At 54.1% G+C, this 20,560-nt stretch carries 12 protein-coding genes and 1 pseudogene; 4 read left to right on the top strand and 9 right to left on the bottom strand.

The window, feature by feature from the left end; genetic code table 11:
- Positions 1 to 16 precede the first annotated feature (16 nt).
- From mobH to AC1MDC_RS25610, 3 genes and pseudogenes are all read left to right on the top strand, one after another.
- A complete protein-coding gene (gene mobH, locus AC1MDC_RS25620; RefSeq protein WP_085702171.1) occupies positions 17 to 1,849 on the top strand; it encodes a MobH family relaxase in 1,833 nt (610 codons plus the stop codon).
- A gap of 254 nt (positions 1,850 to 2,103) precedes the next feature.
- A complete protein-coding gene (locus tag AC1MDC_RS25615) occupies positions 2,104 to 2,343 on the top strand; it encodes a hypothetical protein (protein ID WP_085702197.1) in 240 nt (79 codons plus the stop codon).
- Positions 2,344 to 2,561: 218 nt separating this feature from the next.
- Positions 2,562 to 3,500: pseudogene (locus AC1MDC_RS25610) on the top strand (transposase).
- 380 nt (positions 3,501 to 3,880) lie between these two features.
- Here the strand turns inward: AC1MDC_RS25610 and AC1MDC_RS25605 are convergent.
- The 6 genes from AC1MDC_RS25605 to AC1MDC_RS25580 form a co-directional block, all read right to left on the bottom strand.
- Positions 3,881 to 5,599 carry a UvrD-helicase domain-containing protein gene (locus AC1MDC_RS25605; protein WP_480393935.1) on the bottom strand — a complete coding sequence of 573 codons (1,719 nt, stop codon included), beginning with the start codon at positions 5,597 to 5,599 and terminating at the stop codon, positions 3,881 to 3,883.
- An 8-nt stretch (positions 5,600 to 5,607) separates the two neighbouring features.
- Positions 5,608 to 7,407 (bottom strand): ATP-dependent nuclease, encoded by a 1,800-nt coding sequence (locus tag AC1MDC_RS25600; RefSeq protein WP_480393934.1) that lies wholly within the window; start codon positions 7,405 to 7,407, stop codon positions 5,608 to 5,610.
- Positions 7,408 to 8,135: 728 nt separating this feature from the next.
- Positions 8,136 to 8,972, bottom strand: coding sequence for a DUF7281 domain-containing protein (locus AC1MDC_RS25595; RefSeq protein ID WP_480393933.1), 837 nt, complete (start codon positions 8,970 to 8,972; stop codon positions 8,136 to 8,138).
- The gene (locus AC1MDC_RS25590; RefSeq protein ID WP_085702175.1) at positions 8,969 to 10,219 is read right to left on the bottom strand and encodes a hypothetical protein; all 1,251 of its coding nucleotides are present in this window, start codon (positions 10,217 to 10,219) and stop codon (positions 8,969 to 8,971) included. Before AC1MDC_RS25590 ends, AC1MDC_RS25595 begins: the two co-directional genes overlap by 4 nt.
- On the bottom strand, positions 10,216 to 10,863 hold the full coding sequence (locus tag AC1MDC_RS25585; protein ID WP_085702176.1) for a hypothetical protein: 648 nt from the start codon (positions 10,861 to 10,863) through the stop codon (positions 10,216 to 10,218). Before AC1MDC_RS25585 ends, AC1MDC_RS25590 begins: the two co-directional genes overlap by 4 nt.
- A complete protein-coding gene (locus tag AC1MDC_RS25580; RefSeq protein ID WP_480393932.1) occupies positions 10,860 to 14,597 on the bottom strand; it encodes an ATP-binding protein in 3,738 nt (1,245 codons plus the stop codon). Before AC1MDC_RS25580 ends, AC1MDC_RS25585 begins: the two co-directional genes overlap by 4 nt.
- Before the next feature lie 149 nt (positions 14,598 to 14,746).
- On the opposite strand from AC1MDC_RS25580, the gene AC1MDC_RS25575 reads away from it, so the two are divergent.
- Positions 14,747 to 15,625 carry a BrxR family transcriptional regulator gene (locus tag AC1MDC_RS25575; protein ID WP_480393931.1) on the top strand — a complete coding sequence of 293 codons (879 nt, stop codon included), beginning with the start codon at positions 14,747 to 14,749 and terminating at the stop codon, positions 15,623 to 15,625.
- A 237-nt stretch (positions 15,626 to 15,862) separates the two neighbouring features.
- On the opposite strand, the gene AC1MDC_RS25570 is transcribed toward AC1MDC_RS25575, so the two are convergent.
- From AC1MDC_RS25570 to AC1MDC_RS25560, 3 genes are all read right to left on the bottom strand, one after another.
- Positions 15,863 to 16,738, bottom strand: a complete 876-nt coding sequence (locus tag AC1MDC_RS25570; protein WP_480393930.1) for a DNA/RNA non-specific endonuclease — start codon at positions 16,736 to 16,738, stop codon at positions 15,863 to 15,865.
- A 106-nt stretch (positions 16,739 to 16,844) separates the two neighbouring features.
- Positions 16,845 to 17,858 (bottom strand): HNH endonuclease family protein, encoded by a 1,014-nt coding sequence (locus tag AC1MDC_RS25565; RefSeq protein ID WP_480393929.1) that lies wholly within the window; start codon positions 17,856 to 17,858, stop codon positions 16,845 to 16,847.
- Positions 17,859 to 17,861: 3 nt separating this feature from the next.
- Positions 17,862 to 20,162: an AAA family ATPase gene (locus tag AC1MDC_RS25560; protein ID WP_480393928.1), complete on the bottom strand. Its 2,301-nt coding sequence runs from the start codon at positions 20,160 to 20,162 to the stop codon at positions 17,862 to 17,864.
- Positions 20,163 to 20,560 lie beyond the last annotated feature (398 nt).

Raw genomic sequence — 20,560 nt, 5'->3', positions numbered from 1 at the left:
ATCGACAGGACCCATCATGTTCTCGCTGTTCCTTCGCAAGACTCGACCTGCATCCACTTCTGCTGCTCCAGCCAAGCCAACATCCTCAGTAGGATTAACCGCTCCTCAATCTGTTAAGACGCTCTTGGATACCCCCCGACGACAGAAATTGCTGGAGCAGATCTGGCAGCGTACCGCCCTCTCACGCGCTCAATTTGAAAAGCTCTACCTCGATCCCATCAGCCGGTACGCGGAGTTGGTCCAATTGCTTCCCGCATCGGAAAGCCACCACCATGCCTACCTTGGAGGAATGCTGGACCATGGCCTTGAGGTCATCGCCTATGCTCTGAAACTTCGGCAATCGCATCTGCTTCCTTCAAGCGCCCAACCAGAAGTACAGATCGCTCAGGCAGAGGCATGGACCGCTGCACTCGCCTACGCAGGCCTTGGCCATGATCTTGGAAAGATCGCCGTGGATGTGCATGTCGAATATGCAGATAGTAAAACCTGGCACCCATGGCATGGCCCCCTCACAAGCCCCTATCGTTTTCGATATCGGAAAGACCGGCAATACCGACTGCACAGCGCGGCATCGGGGCTACTGATCCATCAGCTACTGAATCGAGAGATTCTGGATTGGCTCTGCACCTTCCCAGAGTTATGGACGTCTCTGATATTCAGCTTGGCAGGCCAAAGCGAACACGCCGGCGAACTCGGCACACTTATCACGCAAGCAGACCAAGCCTCCGTAGCCCAAGCACTCGGCGGTGATCCTGCCAAAGCAATGTCCGCCCCTAAGCACGCATTACAACGCAAGCTGTTGGAAGGTTTGCGCTACCTACTCGGCTCAGAGCTGAAACTCAACCAACCCCAGGCCTCTGATGGCTGGCTCACCCAAGAAGCCTTGTGGCTGGTTAGCAAAACTGTCTCTGACAAGCTTCGTGCTCACCTGCTCTCACAAGGAGTCGAAGGCATACCAGAAAGTAACATCGCCGTGTTCAACGTCCTGCAGGAGCACGGCATCGCGCTACCCAGTTCCGACGGCAAGGCAATATGGAACGCAACTGTGACAAGTGAAACAGGCTGGTCCCACAGCTTCACTTTTCTGAAGCTGTCTCCCGCATTGATCTGGGATGCTGCAGCACGCCCAGCAGCCTTCTCCGGCACGGTTATTGTCGATACCACAAAGCAACCGCCAATCGCCCCAGGCCCTCCCTTGAACACATCATGCTTAGCGAGGGGAAATGCATCAGAAAAAGCAACTTCAAGCCATGATTCGTTTGGCCCATTGCCACGCGCGGACGCTCCGCCGGTACCAGACTCCCTCGACCTTCTGATGGATCTGTTCGGCGGGCCTCCTACCCTCCCGGAAGATTTCGAGACAGTGCCATTCCAGGAACCTGAGTTGGCTATATCGTCATCAGTCGAAGGAGCCATTGAATTCTCCGGCAAGCACTTCATGGACTGGCTCACTCTAGGCGTGCGCTCCCACCGCATCATCATCAATGACAAGAAAGCCTTGGTTCACACCGTCGGCGACACAATGTTCCTGGTCACGCCTGGGCTCTTCCAGAGATACGGTCAAGAGCACCCACAGCTAGCCTGGATCGCCAAAAAAGAGAGCCTTCAAGACTGGCAATGGATACAGAAACGCTTTGAGGAGTTGAGGCTGCACCGTAAACAACCGAACGGCCTGAACATCTGGATATGCGAGGTGAGCGGCGCACGCAAAACCCAATACCTGCATGGTTATCTGCTCAACGAACACGGCGGATTGATGAACGATCTGGCCCTGAACAACCCGTATCTCAAAGTCGTTGATCAGATACCAAGAAAGAAACCGAGGCCAACAATAGGAAACACTCGGTAACCGGTTTGCGGATTGACAGAAACCACCCAGCATCGCAATTTAGCGTTGTGTCTTGCTGACAGGTTCAGCTACATGCCAGCCGCCAGGATCTTACAGACGGCGCTGCGGTTATCCGCAGGATCCTCCCAATGTTCGCATCGCTTCCGGAAGCGCGAACAGTCGACCTAAAGGTCGAAGGAAGTACTGATTTTCCCACCCACGACGGGCCTAACCCCGTCGTGGGGATAGGCCTTTTTAGTTTTTTGGAGGCCTTAATGAAAATGGATCTGGCTCTGTATCAAGCACTGATGTCAATCAACGTGCCCGAGCCGAAAGCCAACGCAGTCATCGAAGCATTGGAGACAGACTTGCAGACATTACTTGCAACCAAATCAGACGTAGCGCTACTACGGGCAGAGCTTGCTCAGCTTGAAATAAAGCTCACGATCCGAATGGGTGTAATGCTCTCAGCTACTATCGGCATTTTGATTGCCGCAATGAAGTTCATTCACTGAAATCCACACCGTAAACCAACAGTCCCAGCCACCTGTCCCTGACAGGTGGCCTTTGGTCTTTCTTTTAGTTTTAGAGAGACGCCTAAACACTTACGTTCACTATCGGCCGTTAGCTGGTTTTTGTGAGCGTTAGCAATCGGCAGATTCTGTTGAAAAAGTAGCTCCCCTGTCTGGCCTGCGGCAAAATCTTCGCATCGGCCAGCAGGGAAGCACGCAGCATGATGGGACAGTTATCGAGTGGGCAGGAGCGGCTGTTTTACTCGTTCAACCTTGAAGATCACATCCTCGCCAATCACCTTCTGCGCAGCATTGATCAGTGTCTCGATCTGAGCGACCTGCGCCATCACCTCGCTGATTTCTATAGCCCGATTGGGCGTCCGTCGATTGATCCCGAACTGATGATCCGCATGCTGATCGTCGGCTATTGCTACGGCATTCGCTCAGAGCGGCGGTTGTGCGAAGAGGTTCATTTGAACCTGGCGTATCGCTGGTTCTGCCGGCTGAGCCTTGAAGATGAAGTTCCCAACCACTCGACCTTTTCCAAGAACCGACACGGCCGTTTCCGGGACAGCGATCTGTTTCGCTGGTTGTTCAATGAAGTGCTGCGTCGCTGCATGGATGCAGGCCTGGATGGTGGAGGAAAAAGACATCGAGCCGCATGTGCGGGTGTGGGACAAACCCGAGCGTAAGAACAACAGTTTCTCGAGCAACGATTTCCATTGGAATGAAGAGGCTGAGGAATACCTCTCCCCGGCAGGCAACGCATTACGCAGCGAATGGCGAGCCTTCAAGAACGAGCGCTCGCACGTCACGAAAGCCACCATCATCTTCCGATCTCGGCAGACCGACTGCGTTGCCTGTCCGATGAAAGCCAAGTGCTGCCCGAATACTGCGTTCCGCAAGATCGCTCGCAGCGTCCATGAAGCCGCTCGTGATGTGGCACGACGCATCGCAGCGACGGCGCAGTACGTGCGCTCTCGCCACGAACGTAAAAAGGTCGAAATGTTGTTTGCCCACCTCAAGCGCATCCTGAAACTGGATCGCCTGAGACTACGTGGCATGGTGGCGCGACTGATGAGTTCACGCTGGCCGCTGCGGTACAAAACCTGCGACGGCTGGCCAAATTTACCTCTCAAGGGCCACCGGTCACGGGATAGGTGCGTCTGCACTAAGCAAAAAACCTCAAACCAACCCACTAACAGAGCAGCAAAGGTCAACGAAGGGTCGAAAAACCACTCAATGTGGTGGGTCGGTTCTCCGCTGATGGCCGTGCCTGAGTTCAGGCGAACTGAAAATCCGACTTTTTCAACAGAATCGGCCAAAAACGGACACTCTAAGATGCTAACGAAAACAGGGAACGTAATCCTCCTCGACGCCAGTAGGGTCTCTGGGCAGGAATGCGCTTTCTCCACTACCTATCATCGCCTCCTCGGCACTGATGTCCAGCTATGCCTTACTGTGGCTGACTAGGCCTACATCTCTTTTAAATGACCTAGCTTAAACCAGTAATTATAGGTCATGACAATCGACGCATTACTTAGAGCAAATGGCTTCTTCGCCGTCCTTTTGGAGTCAGAATTGTTGCTCGCTGCATCGCTCGAGTTACGGCTACTCTCATAGTCAAGCGGGCTTGCCTTTCGCGCTCAGCGGAGGGTTTGTCAGTCAGGTATCGGCCTTTCATCAGCCCTTCGTAAAGAAGGACTTCGGTGAACTCCTTGCCTTTCGACTTATGCATAGTCATCAGGTGGATACCTTTCCACTCCTTTGTCGCAGCTTGAAAATGCTCCTGCAGGAGTGCATCTCGAACGAAGCTCTCGGCACCAATATAGCTCTGCGTGCTCCTCCAAACTTCCCCTAGACGGCCACGCAACAGAGTTCCTTTACCGAGTAATCGAACAAAGCGACCATCAGCTGCGATCTGTTTGATTTCAGCGCAGGCACTGTCATCCAAAAGCTTGCGCACGGCAATCCAGTCGGCAGCAGGATCGCCTGACAGTTCTAGCTGCATACGCTGCTGCGAGATTTCCTGTGCAGCCGCCAACACCCTTTTATGGGCAATTTTCTTCAGCTCCTGCCCTGCAGCCACACCGTCTATCGCGTCGACAAGATCTAAGTTTGGCTTGCTTGGTTTTTTTTCACCTCGCCGGCCACGAACGTGGGCACACAGATTCCCAAGTAGTTTCAATGTGATCAATTCAGCGTGCGCCCCCCCCTCTAGGAGCGCCGCAATAGTCACAGCGGCCAGGGCAGCAGCTTCTTGGTCGAACGCCACGTCATGGGGAATGCGTGGTAGCTCATCAGCGTCGCTGGAGAGGTAAGCGGATACCTCTGCCATGAAGTCTTTGCTCGGTACCAAGATGGTCAAGGACCAATTTCTACCGCCCTTGAACAAGCGGCGTATGATGCCGAGCACCACCCTCTTGAAGTCCAGGTGCAGCTGGCCTTTGCGGGGTGTATACGTTTGCACCGCGACATTATTGTACGCCTTGCCCTTATTCACCCCATTCATTAAGTCGTTTCCGAACTGCACGATGTCCGTTCCGTTGCTTCGGTGGTTCTCTAATCCAAAGTTGAAAACGGCCGGATTGAAAGCATCTTGGTATTCCTGTATCCGGGCCGCATTCGCTCCGCGGAACTCATAAATACGTTGCTCAGGATCAGCTAGCGCCATGACTTGGCTGTGCGGCGCAAGTGCGCGTATGAACCGCCACTCATCTTCGTTTGTGTCTTGGAACTCATCCAAGATGATCAGGGGATAGCTTGATCCGTAGATGCGCTGCAGCGCTTTACTGCTCTCAAGCAGCAGGGCTGCGTTGCTCGCGAAAAGGTCGAAATGAAGCAACCCATCCTCTGCCAGCAGACGTTGCTTCTCGGCCTCTCGCTGATCCTCGGGAAGGCTGGACAACCGAGATGCCGCTTCTGGTGGGGGTAGAAGAGTTATCGGGCTACCTGCACGCAACAGATACCCGTGGCTGCGTAGTAGCCCCCAGGTGAAACCATGGTAGGTATTGACCTCAAGCTTGCCGCGCTCTAACGCCGGCAAAAGCTTTCCCGCATGTTCGGCAACCCTCGCGACGGTTGCCCTGGCGAAGCTGAGAAAAAGCACCCGCTGGCCGGTTTTCAATTGCTGCCCGCCGATCAGCTCTTCCGCTTTTAGTAGGGCTACGGTGGTTTTTCCTGACCCAGGTCCTCCAAGGACAAGCATGTGTCTTGGACAGCGGATAACCGTGTTACGAGTGTCGTCTAGCTCTAACATTGCCGCTCCTAGATCAAATCAAGAACATCATCCAGGAGAGCTGGGGCAGCTGGCTTTGGAGGAATGACCGACGCACAGATTCTGGCCAACGTGTCTACAATGAACATAGGCAACTGGCCCTGATTGGTGGCAGTGCAAAGTAACGCTGCAGCGGCTCCATCACCTTTCCAACGTTTCAGCAGCACGCTCAATACCGCCTTTAGCTCGTCAACGGTGGTTTGATTTGTTGGTGCCCTTTCTCTGAGATCTGTTGGCCAAGATTCACTGGCGACCAGATCGGCAGCATACTTGCGAAGAAGAGCCACATCGGTTCCGTTGAGAACGACATTCTCAAACCCAGTTTCGGGAGCCTCGTAAGGGAAGTCGACCGACTCAGTAATAGCCTGCCGTTGTGCCGGCTCTTGTTGATCGAAGACTGCGTACACTGTTTTACCTAAGCCACGATAGTAAGCCCCCATAGCAGCTATCTGGGAGTCGCTACCGGCATCCAGGATGGGGATCCCTAAAGCCTCTAAAGGCATGAATCGGTCAGGATCTTCCTTGTGGAGCATGCGAGCCACTGCGGGCCAGGCATCGTATTCAGTGCGTCCCTCTGCAAGAAGCACACGCCGTGCGAGCAACGCTTCACAAACCCGCTGCCGGATATCTTGCCTATAGAGCTTGGCTTTGATGCCAGGTGGCATCCCGGCCGCGCGTGCCTGCAGATGCCCTTCCTCCCGACTAACTACGACGATCTGCTGTGGGCTGAACTCTTCAAGAACGTACGGAGAGTGCGACGTGAACAGGGCTTGAGCTGACTTACCCCGGACGCCATTAATGATGCGTTTTTGGATATGGGGAGGGATGGCAATTTCTGGCTCCTCCATCGCAAAGATGACGTTCTGCTTCAGCTCTGCGATAAGTGATAACAGCGCCAAAACCATCATGTTTATCGTTCCGGTGCCCTGATGTTGGAACGGGGCGGCATGTTCGCTGCCGTCGCTACGCTGAGCACCAGTGGCCATGAACACTGTGAGTGTTCGACGCAGGGACTCTCTCGTGAGGTCAGATACCCGCATGTGGGGATCAGCACCGCCATCTGACGGCATGTAGTTCCTGATAGAGGCCTGCACACTTGAAAGGATGTTGCTGATCCCTAGCTCCGGCTTTTCGGCAACCTCAAGGTCACGAAGCTCTACAAGCAAGTCCTCCCAAATCTTGAAGTTTTTTTCCTGCTGCAGCCTCAGAATGATGTCGAGCAACGAGCCCCGCTCTAGGCTTAAAGCTCGACTTCCGGTCCGCACGGTCCGAAGGTAAAGGAACCCACACTCCCGCTTGTCGGTGTTGCGAAAGGCATCAAATGTGCCGTCTTGCTTTGCAGGAGACGCGAAGTAAGTTGAGCCGATGAAATCATCTTCCTCGGCGTCATATCCACCGGTGAAACCAACGCGTAGGCAGGACTGGACACCTTCGGCATCTGTCCCCTGAGCGGGAGGTCCCTCGATAACCGCAGAGTGCACGTTATCCCACCATTCAAGATGGTCTCTGAAGCGCATTTCCTGGTCGGCATTCAACCCAGTAATCACGAGCTCAATGCTAATAGGGACAGGTTGCCCTTCTGGGCCAATGTATTCGCTAGCGTAGAAATCGTGTTCATCAATAACCGGGCGACGTGACAAGCGCTCCGGCCCCAGAACAAGGTCGATAGCCTCGAGAAGAGTGGACTTTCCAATGTTGTTGTCGCCGACGATCACCGCATGATCAGGAAGAAGAATCTCTGCAGTTCTAATCCCTCGAAAATTTTCTACTTTCAAGCTTGCAACACGCATGTCATCCCTCTTCCCTTGCGGTGATTTCGATCCCCACCCCAAGGATAGCGTCTAAGCAAGCACATGCTGTTAATTTCAAATGGGCACTGAAACGTGCCGATAACTCTCACTACGGGCATGAGCAACATCTCTCCGAGCAGTCATACAGTACCGCCCTCTCATCAGCGAGCCTGGTGCCGTCAAGGCGCTTCGTCGGCATCTGTTGGAAAGACCGTTTCTGAGCTGAATGGTCGTTGGCCGGGAGCGGAACAGGTAGAATGTTCGCCTTTGGCCGAACTCAGCCACGCAATAACGACCGCAACCGGCCAGAGCGGACTATCGCGCAGCTGCAGCAACTTCGGCTTTTGCCTGCAGAAAATGCGCAAACTTTCGTGAATAGCCCGGAAGAAGCAGTCGCAATCGTCACTTCGGCACACCGTAACAGGGGCTGCAGTGGGATCATGTTCACCTGGCTGAAACTTTATTGCCCCTCTGGATGGGGATCTGGGTATCGACTCGCAGCGTGACGAAATCAACCTCAACTACGTGGCCGTGACCAAGACCAAACTTGCGATCGCCTTTCACAATACCGTCATCGGCATGATGCGAGAGCACGCCAGCAAAACTAATAGCGCCACCTCAGGATGAACTCTAGCAACCCAAAACAGAACATCTGGGTCATCATCAACGCCGACGTCCCACCAAAAACAATGCCTCTATTAGGGGCATTGTTTTGCCTCAGAATCGGTTCATAAATAGCAAAGCAGCGGGCAAGAGAACGCCGCCATCGACTCCTGGGAAAACCCAGCTTTGTAATCATGAATGATCTTCGCCAACGGATTCTCGGCTGCCAGGAGTCCGGGCATGAGGCTAGCTTGTTTCTCATAATCCTGAGGCTTACTAACACCTGCATCGTGCATGGTCCGGAATGCCTCAGGACTCGGCCCGAGGGTGCCCTTCGATGGGATCTCCTTGTTGGCGTTAACCAAGCCCTGTGGATCCGCATCAGGGAAGTAGTAAACCTCGGGCACACGCTTAGCCAAATTCACCACCGCCCCTATGGAGAACTGAGGCGACCCTCGGAACACGAAAGGAACGTCAACCAGCTCCTGCGGAAGCACATACTGCGACGCATCAAGCATTGCCTGGAGGTTCTCAACAACGATAATCCGACGCTGTCCGGCAAGTAGCTCTGAAGGCACCGTCAACATGCATCCAGGCAGTAGCGGCTGGATGGTGTCTCCCAGCAATATCTCTCTGGAAGGCGCCGAAACCAGAACAAGATTCCTGGCAACAGGCTCACGTGCCAGCTTCTCGTCACGAGTGGAAGACGCCAGAACAGCTCGACTACCTTGAACCTTGCTACCTGCCACATGAGGGTCCCAACCAGCGTGTCGCTCAGCAAGACTGCGAAGTGCCTTCCTGTCATCCGCGTCTAGGAGGAGTCTTTTGCCACTGATCTTGCCAACTCCGTATAGCTGATGAATTTTCATCCATACGCCGCCCAGCGCGACCTCATTTGAAGCCATACGAACAGCACGGCTAACCATCTCAACGACTTGCTTGCTATGCAACAACGAAGTCATGAACGCTCCCCATTTTTTCTAAGACGAAGAACCAGATCCACCACGACCTTATTGTCAAAGCCTTCATGTGATGGCGCCAGCACCGGTGCCAACATAAAGCGTGGCATCTTCCCGACTCGGGCGGCATCGGCCAAAAGCGTCAGGTAGTAGGCATCCAACGCATAGAGCCAGATGGAGCTTCGGAAACCCTCATCAGCGATGTCATCCCAGTAAGCCAGGGCACTTTGAGGTGAGAGATCACGCTTTAGCGCTGCAAGCATTCGATGAAAGTGCGGTTCAACAAACGGCTCTGGCGCGTCCTCGACCTCCGGCTCCGCGAGGATCACTTTAACGGGCTCGCGACTAACCAACGGATCTTGGAATGCCTTTCTGACCTTCGGCAAAGGCATTGCCTGAATCAGGGCGGACATTTCCTGAATAGCCTTTTCATCCTCGACAGGCGGAAACAGATAAGCGCTATTGGGCAAACGCGCAGCACGAATCCAGTTCTCCGCATCCCCACGATCAAGAATGTCGTCCAAGTCGGGGTTGTTGCCATCTTGCAGCCAAGAGAAGACGCTCTGTGCCATCCTGCGATAATGATTCCGCTGACGCATGGTTGTGCCCAGTTGGTTCAACCGGTCGATCAGATCCCGGATACCCGTTTTGCAGCGGTCAATCGACTCATACAAACTGCTCAGCAATAGACGACGAAGCGAGCGATCCTTCCGACACCAATGACTCAGCGTGTCGCGATCAAAGGCCATGAGCTTTTCAGAAAGACGCCCGAGGCGCTTCACCGCGCTGTCGATATCCCTCAGACGGTCCTTGAATCGCGAAGAATACCCGTAGCGGGCCTCAATGAAGTCATTTGCAGCCCGGTGCTCGTCACGCAAGTGCGTGACGACCTGGCGAACAGAGAGGCGCACCTGTTGTAGCTCTCGATCCAGCTCAGAAGGCGAACCCTCCTTGGATGAGTGGAATCGCGCACAGCCATGCTCAATCCGGATCAGCAGTTCCTGCAAGTCGGGGGCCGACAATTCGAAGCGCTGCGCACCAATACGAGACCCCAAGTCAAGCAACATCGACGACGGGTGAAGGCTGCCATCACAGTCATCAATAAGCCGTTGACTGACCAACCAAGAGAGCCCTGCCGTCATTTTCTCCGGCTTTGGCACACCCTCTTCGTCAGCCTGGCAAATATCCTCGATGATGGCTGCATTCGCGATCAGATGAGCACCAAACTCTCGCCAGTTCTCCTCCTTCACAAAAGCTCTCCCGTACTCTGTGACGGGTCAGCCTCTGGCTCTTCTGCAGGCAGCAATTTTTGACTGTCGGCGATCCAAGACACCATGTGATAGAGGTATCCCATCTTGCCGGTGGCAACATACAGGCTCGACTCAACGCCCTTGCGAACTAGGTAACCGGCATCCACCAGCACCTTGAACACGACAGTCAATTTTTCCTTATTGCCTTCGACACCCTTTACCCGAGCGAACATCGGGTAAACACAGAGATCACGAAGCTGATCGCGGGCGACCGTGAACTGATCGATATGCATCAGAAGGCTGCCAAAGGAAATCTCCTCGCCAGGTGACAGACAAACATCCCCTTGCCCTGCCCGGCCACAGAGGTGAATGAAATCCAACACTGGCATTATCTGGTCGCGAATGCACTTCAACTCCTCCATAGCCTCGCGCCGATCGCCAGAATCGGACAAATCGACGTAGCGGGCAAAGAACGCCGTTACATCGTCGCCTTCACCCAGGTGCGCCAGCGCCCGTCCGAAAGGACGAAGTGCGGCTTCAATCGCGGCCGCAAACTCAGGCTGGCGAAGCTGTTCGTAAACCTCGCGACTGGAGTATGGGCAGAAGAACCGCCCAGCGATTAGCCCCTCGAGAATTGCTCTCATGCAGAAACCTCCTCTTCCTCTGGAAGACCGGCATTCAGATCATCCAGAGCCACAGGGTCAGCACCACGATATTCCTTCAGATAAACCCCGCCTGAGCGGCGTCGGTCGAGGGCATACAGATTTTTGAAGTGCCTCATCAGCTCTGGCGCACCACCCGGAAACCCCAGCATCAGCTTGACGTTGCGCGAGTTGAAATTGCCCACCAGCGTCGCCGCGTTGTTGACCTCAAGCTCCAGCGCCTCATCCACAGGCACGATTAGCTCAAAGTCGGCGTCACGCCGGATCATCTCGAACAGGGCAAGGTAGATCATTCCAACCACAATCTTCAGCTGGCCGGTACTCAAGCCATCGCCTAAGTCCGTCGTATTGCGGGCGACCCGCGGCTGGCCATTTACCTGCCAGGAAAGACTGACCTCAAAGCACTCGCTGATCTGTGCGCCCCGCCACTGCTTATCAACCATGGCCGAGTGCAGCATGCGCAGAGCATGATCAAGACCATCGGGTGGGAAGGCGTCGTTGCCCATGGCATCCCATCGGGCCGACTGCATTTCAATCGCTCGGATGTGCTCCCAAATCGGCAGGTCGTTGATCTTCAGATCCTTTATCTTCGAGACGACATGAAGATGGAAATTGGTGAACTCCGGGAAGCGCCCGAGCACTTCAGAGACTTGCAGCGTTGCTCGCCGGCCTACGTCCTGAATCGTGCGATCGACTTCTGCAAGGATTTTGCCGCCCTCAACCAACTGGTTGCACAACGTGCGGATGTAGGTAACCAGCTTGCTCCTCTGTACATCGTGGCCGTCATCGATATACATCTGCAGCTCAGGTGCTGCGTAAAACCAGACCCGCTCACCGGAGCTGTCAAAATGTCTGGCCCGCATGATGATGTCGTGCACGATCCCGGCTTCTGGGGTGGCACGATGTGCGAAGTTAAAGGGTCCCTCCACATCACGGAGAAGCCCCCGCCCCTCCTGCTTAATCTGGTGAGCATCCCTGAATATCCGGCCAACCTCCGACTCGATATCCGCTGCAGACAGCTTCTCCAGACTCTCGGTGCCGGAGGATGCTGCAGCGACCTGGATCAGGCGCTCTAAAACCGAACGTAGCGCACTGGCCTGATCGAATAGCGTGCTGTTCCGGGCTGCCAGCTCGGCTTGACGCACCTTGTAAGTCTTTTGACGCTCTTCGTATGCTGTGCGCATTGCCTGCAGATTGCGCTCAAGACGGCTGACCACCTGTTCTGCCTCTGCGTAGGCCGCCTCACGGGCAGCCATGTGAGGCCAAGCCGTTTCAAGCCAAGCTCTGTAATCTTGAATACGGGGTAACTGCTCGACCAGTTGTCGAACCGACTGATCAAGGCCGTTGACCGTGGATTCCAACCGTCGAACTGCGCCCACATCAACGCCTGCGCCCTGCAGGGCTGAATATTCATCAGCCTTAATACGCTCGATCTCTTCACGATGGGCACGCTCAAGATCAGCCAGGGCAGTGACGAGAGCTTCCTCAACAGAGCTTCGCTGAGCAGCAATGTCCTGCCGGGCCAGATCGGCGATGCTCTTCAGTTCCAACTTGTGCCGCCCGAAAGCAGCCTTCAAGCTTTCGATCTCAGCGATCTTTTCCGAGTGAGCGGTCGCGGCCTTTTCGGCTGAGTCCTGTGCCTTGGCGCGAGCAATGGAAAGCAGCTCTGCACCCTCATCACGAAGCGACTCCAGACGCTGTTTTCTGGCTGAAGTATCCGCTTCAATGCTTGCTGTACGGGAGTCGAGAGGGACTCGCTCCTCGCGTAGCGTATTACGGCGAACCTGAGCAGCTGCTGATCGATGGCTGAGAGCCTCCTCAGCATCATTGCTTTCATCGATGCGCAAATTCAGCCGCGCAATCTGCGATTCCAGCTCTTCCAGATTGAGCACGTCAACAGGATCAAGGCGCTCAAGATTAAGCTGCAAGCCAAAGAGCCCCGCACACGGAGCCGAAAACGACGGTGACAGGTCTTCACGCATCAACAGTCGAGGATCGATGACGAGCCCAACCGTGGTCTCCCAATCAGGCATGCTGCCGCGAAGGAACGACAGCAGGGTATCGTCAGATGCATTCAAGCGAGCGGTGAGCAATTTAACTGCTGCCCGCAGGTCATCGCGCCCTCGGGCAAGGCCTGACATCTCTGCGGCAAGGCCCTGCTGTTCAATGATGAGTTCAGCAACCTCTCTGTCGAGCCGGTCCAGATCCTTTCGCGTTTGCTCCTGCAACTCATAGAGTTGAGCGAGAGCGGTTTGCTCCGCATCAATCTGCTCAGCAATTTCTGGCAGATGTTTCTGTCGAGACAAAAAGGCCACTTCTGCCGCCGAAGAAGCGGCGAGTGCCGCTAGTTCGCTGCGGGCTCGCTCATACTGAGCAAGGTCCTCGGTGTGTGCTTTGTGGGCCTGTCCCAGCGCTTCTTCCGAGGCCTCATTGTGCAGCCGCAGTTGCGCATCAAACTCGGAGAGACGCCCAAGGGCCTCGGTACGACGATTTTCGCGACGCGAAGACAGCGAGTCGAAGGCGGCGCGCTCCATGGCAGAAAAACGAGAAACGATCCCCTCACTTTTGCTTGTCAACAGTGCCAGTTGCTCTCGTTTGGCCGCCAAGTCTTCCTGCATCGAGGGAAGGCTGTCGATCTTAGCAAGCAATGATGGCATGCCGGCCTTGTCATAGCCGGCTTTCTGGTCTTCCAGTGTCTTCAGTAGGCGCAATTGCTCAGCAGATGCTGCCCGGGCATCACCTAGGCGGCAATCAAGCTGGCGCTGCTCGCCACGAGAAGCATCCTGTGCAGCAAGCTCCTCTTTACGCTGCGCATCCATAGTTGCTGCAACAGCCTCCTGCTCCTGCTTGACGGAAAGCTGCCGCGTCACGGCGACCGTCTTCAGGCGACCCAACTGCTGGTCGCAAGCCACCAATCGACTACGCAAAGTCGCCAAACCAAGAATCTTGGGTTTGACCTCACGATCCATCACCAGGTAACTCGCCCGGTTGCTGATCGCGCTCAGGAAAGACTGGGCATCAATACCTGAAAGGTCGATCTCGCTGCGCATAGTCTCCTGCCGGATAATCTCTCCGACCGCAGACTCCATGGAGTCAAAGGTGCCTTTGGACTCCAGCAGAGAGAACATCAGGCTGTCGATGCCGGCGAAGTTGCGCCTCAAAGGTGCGAGCGAATACATGCGCCGGAAAAGGTTGATCATCTTTTTCACGGATGCATCGGTGATGCCATCCATGTCTGCCGAGCCGGTGTTGTACTGGATGATCTTGCTGTAATGGTTCCAGCTCAACTCAGGTGTGCAGTCGATGCCCATACCTTGAATGCGGCTACCAACCTTGCCAGGCAGAACCAGCTCACCTGAATCTTGATTCACATAAAGCAGACTGGGCTTCCAGCTGGTAGCCGCCAAACGGTAGGCGTAACCGTTAGAAGCCCGATGCAGGATGGCCGAGCGCAGAGCACCCTCGTGGTTCTCATACTCGAAGACGATGTAGCTCGACGCATGAGGCAGATAGTGATCGGCGAAACTTGCGGTATTGGTGCCCTTACGAACCATTCGACCAGCAGGGGCGCCGTAAAACAGAGGGAGCAGCTTCAAAAAGGTCGACTTGCCGATGCCGTTAGTGCCTGTCAGGCAGGTGTTGTCGTCGGTTTTCACCTCGACGATCTCGCCTCGACAAAGCGAGTCGATCAGGATAACCCGGAGAAGTTTGGCCACAGGGCCTCCACGCGCAGAAAGGTGGACAAGAGTCAGCGCGGACGCGATAGTCGAAACAAGCAAACCGGCTATCGAATCTTTTTGATCCTGACATTGAATCAAAACGATATATTACTGCATCAGGCAATGACAAGCTGAGGTTATATACAGTGTCCACCCCATCCCCTATTGAAGGCATCCCACAGAAGCAACGGGACAGACTGGCGTTCATTGAGCAACAGGCATGGTTCTGCGGCGCAGTTTCACGGCGGGATGTTGTTAGTCGCTTCGACATCCAGACGGCTGCAGCAACTAGGGATCTATCGCTATACCGCGAACTGGCTCCTGAAAATCTCTTTCTCGACCAGCGAGAAAAGGTGTACCGCCCAAGCGAAGGCTTTAACCCTATCTTCACCTACTCGATTTCCCGTATCACAACTTGGCTGAGTCAGGGGTTTGGAGATGAGGAGCATCTGAGCTGGTCGACGGGGATCCCATGCACCATCAGCGAATCCTTAGCACAACCCAAAATTTTCATCTTGGCGGCTGTCTGCCGCGCAATCAGGCAGCAGCGCGCCATCGAGATCACGTACGAGTCACTCACCCGATGCAGCACCAGGGTTATCGCGCCGTTCGGCCTGCACAGCGATGGCCGACGATGGCACGCGAGGGCATACGATCGGGAAAGCTCGGAGTTCAGGGATTTTGTGATAACCCGGGTGGGATCGGTACAAGACGCTGGACCGGCCCGCGAGGCCGAATGTGCCAATGAGGATGACCACTGGTCTCGTCGCGTCGTGCTTGAGCTGGTCCCTCACCCCGAGCTTGAACGAAAAGAGCCTGTACTATGCGACTACCCCTTCAACCAAGACGGCGTCATGCTCGTAAAGGTTCGCGCTGCCGTCGCAGGCTACGCTCTCAGACAGTGGGGTGTTGACTGCTCGCACGATCACTCTGGCTCAGCGCGCGAGTACCAGCTCTGGCTGCGTAATCGAGAAGCATTATACGGAGTTCCTAATTTGGTGCTTGCGCCCGGGTACGCCCCCTAAACCATTCATCAAGATGCTGTTGCTGGTTCTGCCAAAAGGGTTCTAACCCGCTAGCAAAGACTCGGTAAAAGTGAGTCACAACGGCCCGAATCACACTGACGCTAGTGGAGAAGGGTCAGTCCACCCAGGACCTGGCCATAACCGCGAAAACGTACTTGGCCAGCGTAATGCTAGTGGTTGACCCGCAGGACGCAGAGCGGGCCTATCTTTATGACGGCTTCAGCATGCTCTGACTTTTTAGCTCTCTCGAGTTTGGGGTTCTGCCTGAACAGTACAGCCTATCGTCGAAGCCAATTGCCCCCTCTTCGCCTTCAGCTCTGCTTGAACGTCTTGCGGCAACCCACTCCAAAATGTCAGCCCAGATCGCTCTTCAATCTCTGCCACCGTAACCTGGAAGTCGCAAAAATTAGCTACGCGCGGCGTGCTCTGCTCCATGATGAACGCAGCAAACTGACCGCCGGCAGGAGTGCTACCGGTAAAGATGACTTTCCAATAGCCACTCGGGATCGTATGAATCTTATTGGTACCAGGTAGCGTGCCAATATTTTTTTCGTAAAGCGGGCCTGTGGCCACATACACCGCATCCACACCTGCCATCTTGCTGAGGCTCCGCTCCTGATCTTCCAGTCGAGCCCACGCACCTTGATTGAGATCCGCCTTCTGAGGCGTGATGTTTGTCAGGTAGTTGAGCGACTGCCAATCAGAGACGCCTCCCATAGAAGCAAGGTTGGCCTGATGTCCGCGGTCGATCTTTAGGGCAACGCTGGCACCGTTGTAGTCAACAGGATTGAGCGTCTCCCCAGCAGTCACGTCGGGATCCGTCTTCCAGTTACGCGGACGTCCGCTCGCTGGTGTCTCCTTCGTGATTTTGTAGGCCACCCAGTTAGCGAACTTGGTCGAGCCGTTGTTGTTCAGAGTGTAGGCCTGGCGATAGAGCGTGGTTTGGTCGCCCCCTGTTGGACATCCCACCGAACAGTTGTCGATCACGACCGCGGCCGTTTGAGCAAATCGCCCAGATTGAACAGCAGGCTGTAGCATATGAGGCGATGAGCATGCGCCAATCAGCGGGATGAGCAGTAGTGTGGCCAGTTTTGATTTATGCATTCCGTGCATTTGCCTCTCCTAAAAGTCTGGCAGTCTAAGCACTGGCCTTTCTTGCTACTAGACGCATCTTTCAGAAAGGTATTTCAAGAGTTGGCCAACGCTGAATACTTCACCTTCAGCTCAGCAAGCGCATTTTGAAACCCTCAATCCAGGCTTGCACCATGGTTGAATAAGGTTCTTGAGGTCTTGCCATCCGCTTCATCTCACGCAAAACCTGTTCCTGAAGCAAATTCAGACGGCGAACAATGCCTTCGTCACGCACATCAGTAGTCTTCGGTTCTGCGGGGTCAGGCTTGAGCTCCTGAGCCATAACACCTATATCCAAAGCTAGCGCCTCAAGGAACTCCAACTGCCGCAATAACCGCGTCCGCTCTTGCACCAGACCGAGACGGTTGAGTCCATACACATGGATTGATACGACACCTCTGAGACTTAGCCCGAGCTCAAGCGCTTCATCAATGACAGCTTGAATGGCTGCATCTGCCCCATTGCCCCCCATCACTGGTAGATCTATCCCTGCGTGAGGCTTGGGGACGATAAGACTTATAAGATTGGATCGATCAATGTGAAAGCTGAGGTGTTCGCTGGGATCGTCTCTACACGGATCAAGTAACAGGGGGTATTCGTCGAGGATTGAGGAGGCCTCAGTCATAGCACGTGTGCCCAGAACTGGAAAACTATCCTTCTTTCCGCTAGACACCAACATACCGTGGCTAAAACCTCGTCGCCCCTCGTGTAGAGTCAATAGCTTGGCCGATAACCTGGGTACGCTCTGCTTGCGCTTACGATTGCAATCAATACAACTCGGCAGAAGGTTTTCCCAATCCATTCCAAGCCACCAGTACCCGGGGTGCGCCTCATCCTCATGAACTGCTCCCTTCGGCCTGTAGTGCTCAACGTCTACCGGCGCTGTCGATGCATAGAAGCTCTCACAGTAAGCGCACTTCCCATGGAACAGCTCATCTAGCTGCTTCTTGACGCTGTCGGACTTGTACACGGCAAATGTCGGGACGTTGTCCCCAGGCGCGCGGAAGTGCTGCCTGAATTTGTTCAGTTCGCGCGAAGCTGGGCAGTCGGCTCCCGTCATAGCGTCAGGCTTGCGGACTGTGTTGCGAACGACGGCACGCATGATTCAGATGTCCTCAAGAATTGTGACGATGTCCCGACGGGCCTGATCCCGCAACTTACCCAGATTTTCCGAGGTCATTTGCCGGCGGTTTTTCAGATACTCCATTACCGCCTCTTGTACCAACCGCTGTACTTCAGTGGTGCCCACGGGCAAAGCGTCACTAATATCTTGCTCGAAGCGCGCCCATGCCAATTGTTGATCCTCCGTTAGGGCTTGGCCGGATGCTCGAGCTGTCAGCAGGTCAGCGAACATCGCCAACTCACGCTCAGTGCCAGGCTGGTCGGTCGACGCTAGCCCGAAAAAGTCAGAGGTTAGCAATTGCTCGATCGTTAATTGACTGACCTCAGGCAGCCGCACCACCTGTTCAACCATCACCGGCAATTCGCTATCCGCACCATTCTGGCTAGCAACCCGATGCATCACGATTACCTCTCCATCCTCCATTCCCCGTAGACACAATGGATCGTGAGTTGTCGCGATAAAAGTGACCTTTGGCAAAGCACTGCGTAAGGCGCTCATGATTTGAATCTTCCATCGAGGATGCAGATGAGCCTCTACTTCGTCGATTAATACAACCGCCCTCGCCGTCTCCAGACTCTCGAAGAAAGTATGAATCTGTGAGCTCCTTAAACCTTGAATAATATCGCAGACCATCGCCAATATTGATCGATAGCCCGAGGACGCGAGACTCAAGGGCGTACGATTAAGTGCATGATGGCCGGATGCAGCAGTCACGATCAGGCAACGTTGGTTTTCGTAATCGCGCTCAATGACCTCAAACTCTCCCTCGATCGAAAGGATGACGCGCAACGCACCCACCACGTTGTCGAAATCATCCTCACTTAAACTCAGCAGCCACTTTTCAGGGTTGGAAAGAAGCTTGTCCGAATGGAATAGATTCAGGATTGATTTGCCATGACTGTAGCGTTTTGGTCGTTTCTGGTACTGCCGAAATGCACCATAAGCAAAAACAGGAGGCACTTCTGGACCAACCTCTATCGAAAACCTTCCATCTGCGATGTTAAGACACCGTGTAGAGCCGTCATCGAATTTAAGGTTGACCGTAGCCTTTTCACGACGAGGCGCAGAGCGCTCACCTAGTAGCTGAGGGTCAAGGGGTAGAGACGATACATCTAATTTCAACTCGGCTCGTGCCTCATCAGTCGATAAAGCTAGAGCGATGGCTTCGAGGATGGAGCTTTTTCCTGCAGCGTTCTCCCCCAAGATTAACAAGGCTGGTTGTAGCTGATGAGTTAACTCGCCTACAGCCGCCTTCGGTGCAGGTATGACCAGATCAAGCTGTTCGATCCCTTTGAAGTTACTCAGGGATATGCTGGTTAAAGTGGGGGGGGATTCGCTTAAACCGCGCATCATGTGAGAGTCTTCAGTGAACAAGTCACGCAACGAATCGTTGACCCACGACTCCAGAGCATCCCGGTCAAAGTCAGGTTTCAAGCTTTTAACAAGCTTCCGATACGTCTGCTCCATTCCGCTCAACGACAGTGACCACCGTTGAGGTTTGCCTTCGGTAAAAAAAAATACGATTTGGCGGCACATCAGATACCACAACCCACCGAACTCTAGCTTGGCGAAATTGAACAGATCAGTTCTTTGAGTTTGTACCTGTCTCCCGCGCAATATCCTCTCAACGAGTTCCTCGAAGTATTCCTGCATACGCTGACCACGTAATTCGTACAGGTCGTCACGATTGAGGTTGAAATGTTGAATTGTTTGTTGTGCGCGATCTGAGTGTGGAAATAGATAGCCGTCCAGATCAACAGTAAAATGAGGGATGAAGTTATCCTTACAAGGATCGAGTAGAATATTTTGTTCTTTAGGAGGATGATCCCGCCATAAACCAATACCTTCCTCCACGTACCTTTGAAGCTGGGTGGCGGAAGGCAACGAAGCGCGCCTACCTCTGACTGGAAAAAATTCAGGACGCTCAGGAGTGCATGCCTGACAAATTGAATAGCAGTTCTCCCAAGCACTACTCAGCCATAGGTAGTACAGACGGGATTCCGAGCTACGCTTCGTTGGCAAAACATTGCCTATGGGGCGAAACAGGTAAGGTTCGGTATTTGTGTAGCTCTCGCAAAAAGCACACTTACCGTGAAACAGCCTTTTCAGGGCTCCATACATGGATTCATGGTTCAGCCTCTGGTGCAGACTTGGAAGTCGCGTCTGGGCTCTGCGCTTCTCATCCATGAGAAAGTAATCGACTATTACCTGCCTTTGCTCATTGAACTCCTTACTCTGCAGCATACGAGGTGGCGGTTCACTACTGCGATCAAATCGTTGCACAAGATTCCTCCCTGATAAGTGGCTAAATTCAAGCTGGGCAGCAAGCTCTCGCAGCCCTAATCGCGTCCTGACTACCAATTCCTGTCACTGACTTGGGTAGGTCATTTGCATCAGGCCAAATTTGCAATTAGAGACTCGAGTCCGGCGCAGTGTCAATTAGCCATACTGCGCAAGAAGTTGCGCAGTTGTACGTAATAAAAACCCTTCTAAATCGCTGAAACCAACGTGCCACGTGGCCTCCAGCCAAGTGCGCAAGAAGTTGCGCAGTACTGCGCAACTTCTTGCGCACTTTTCGCCTGAATCCCCGCCTCTTTTCGCATAAACCACGGTCTCTCTGCGCCAACCCATTGGTTTATAAGGCTTCGAAAATCTTGGCACGCTCCTTGATAACAGTCAGC

The organism is Pseudomonas sp. 1, from assembly GCF_056626735.1.
Note: the sequence above shows the minus strand (reverse complement) of the source record. Positions and strands in the feature narration are given on the sequence as shown.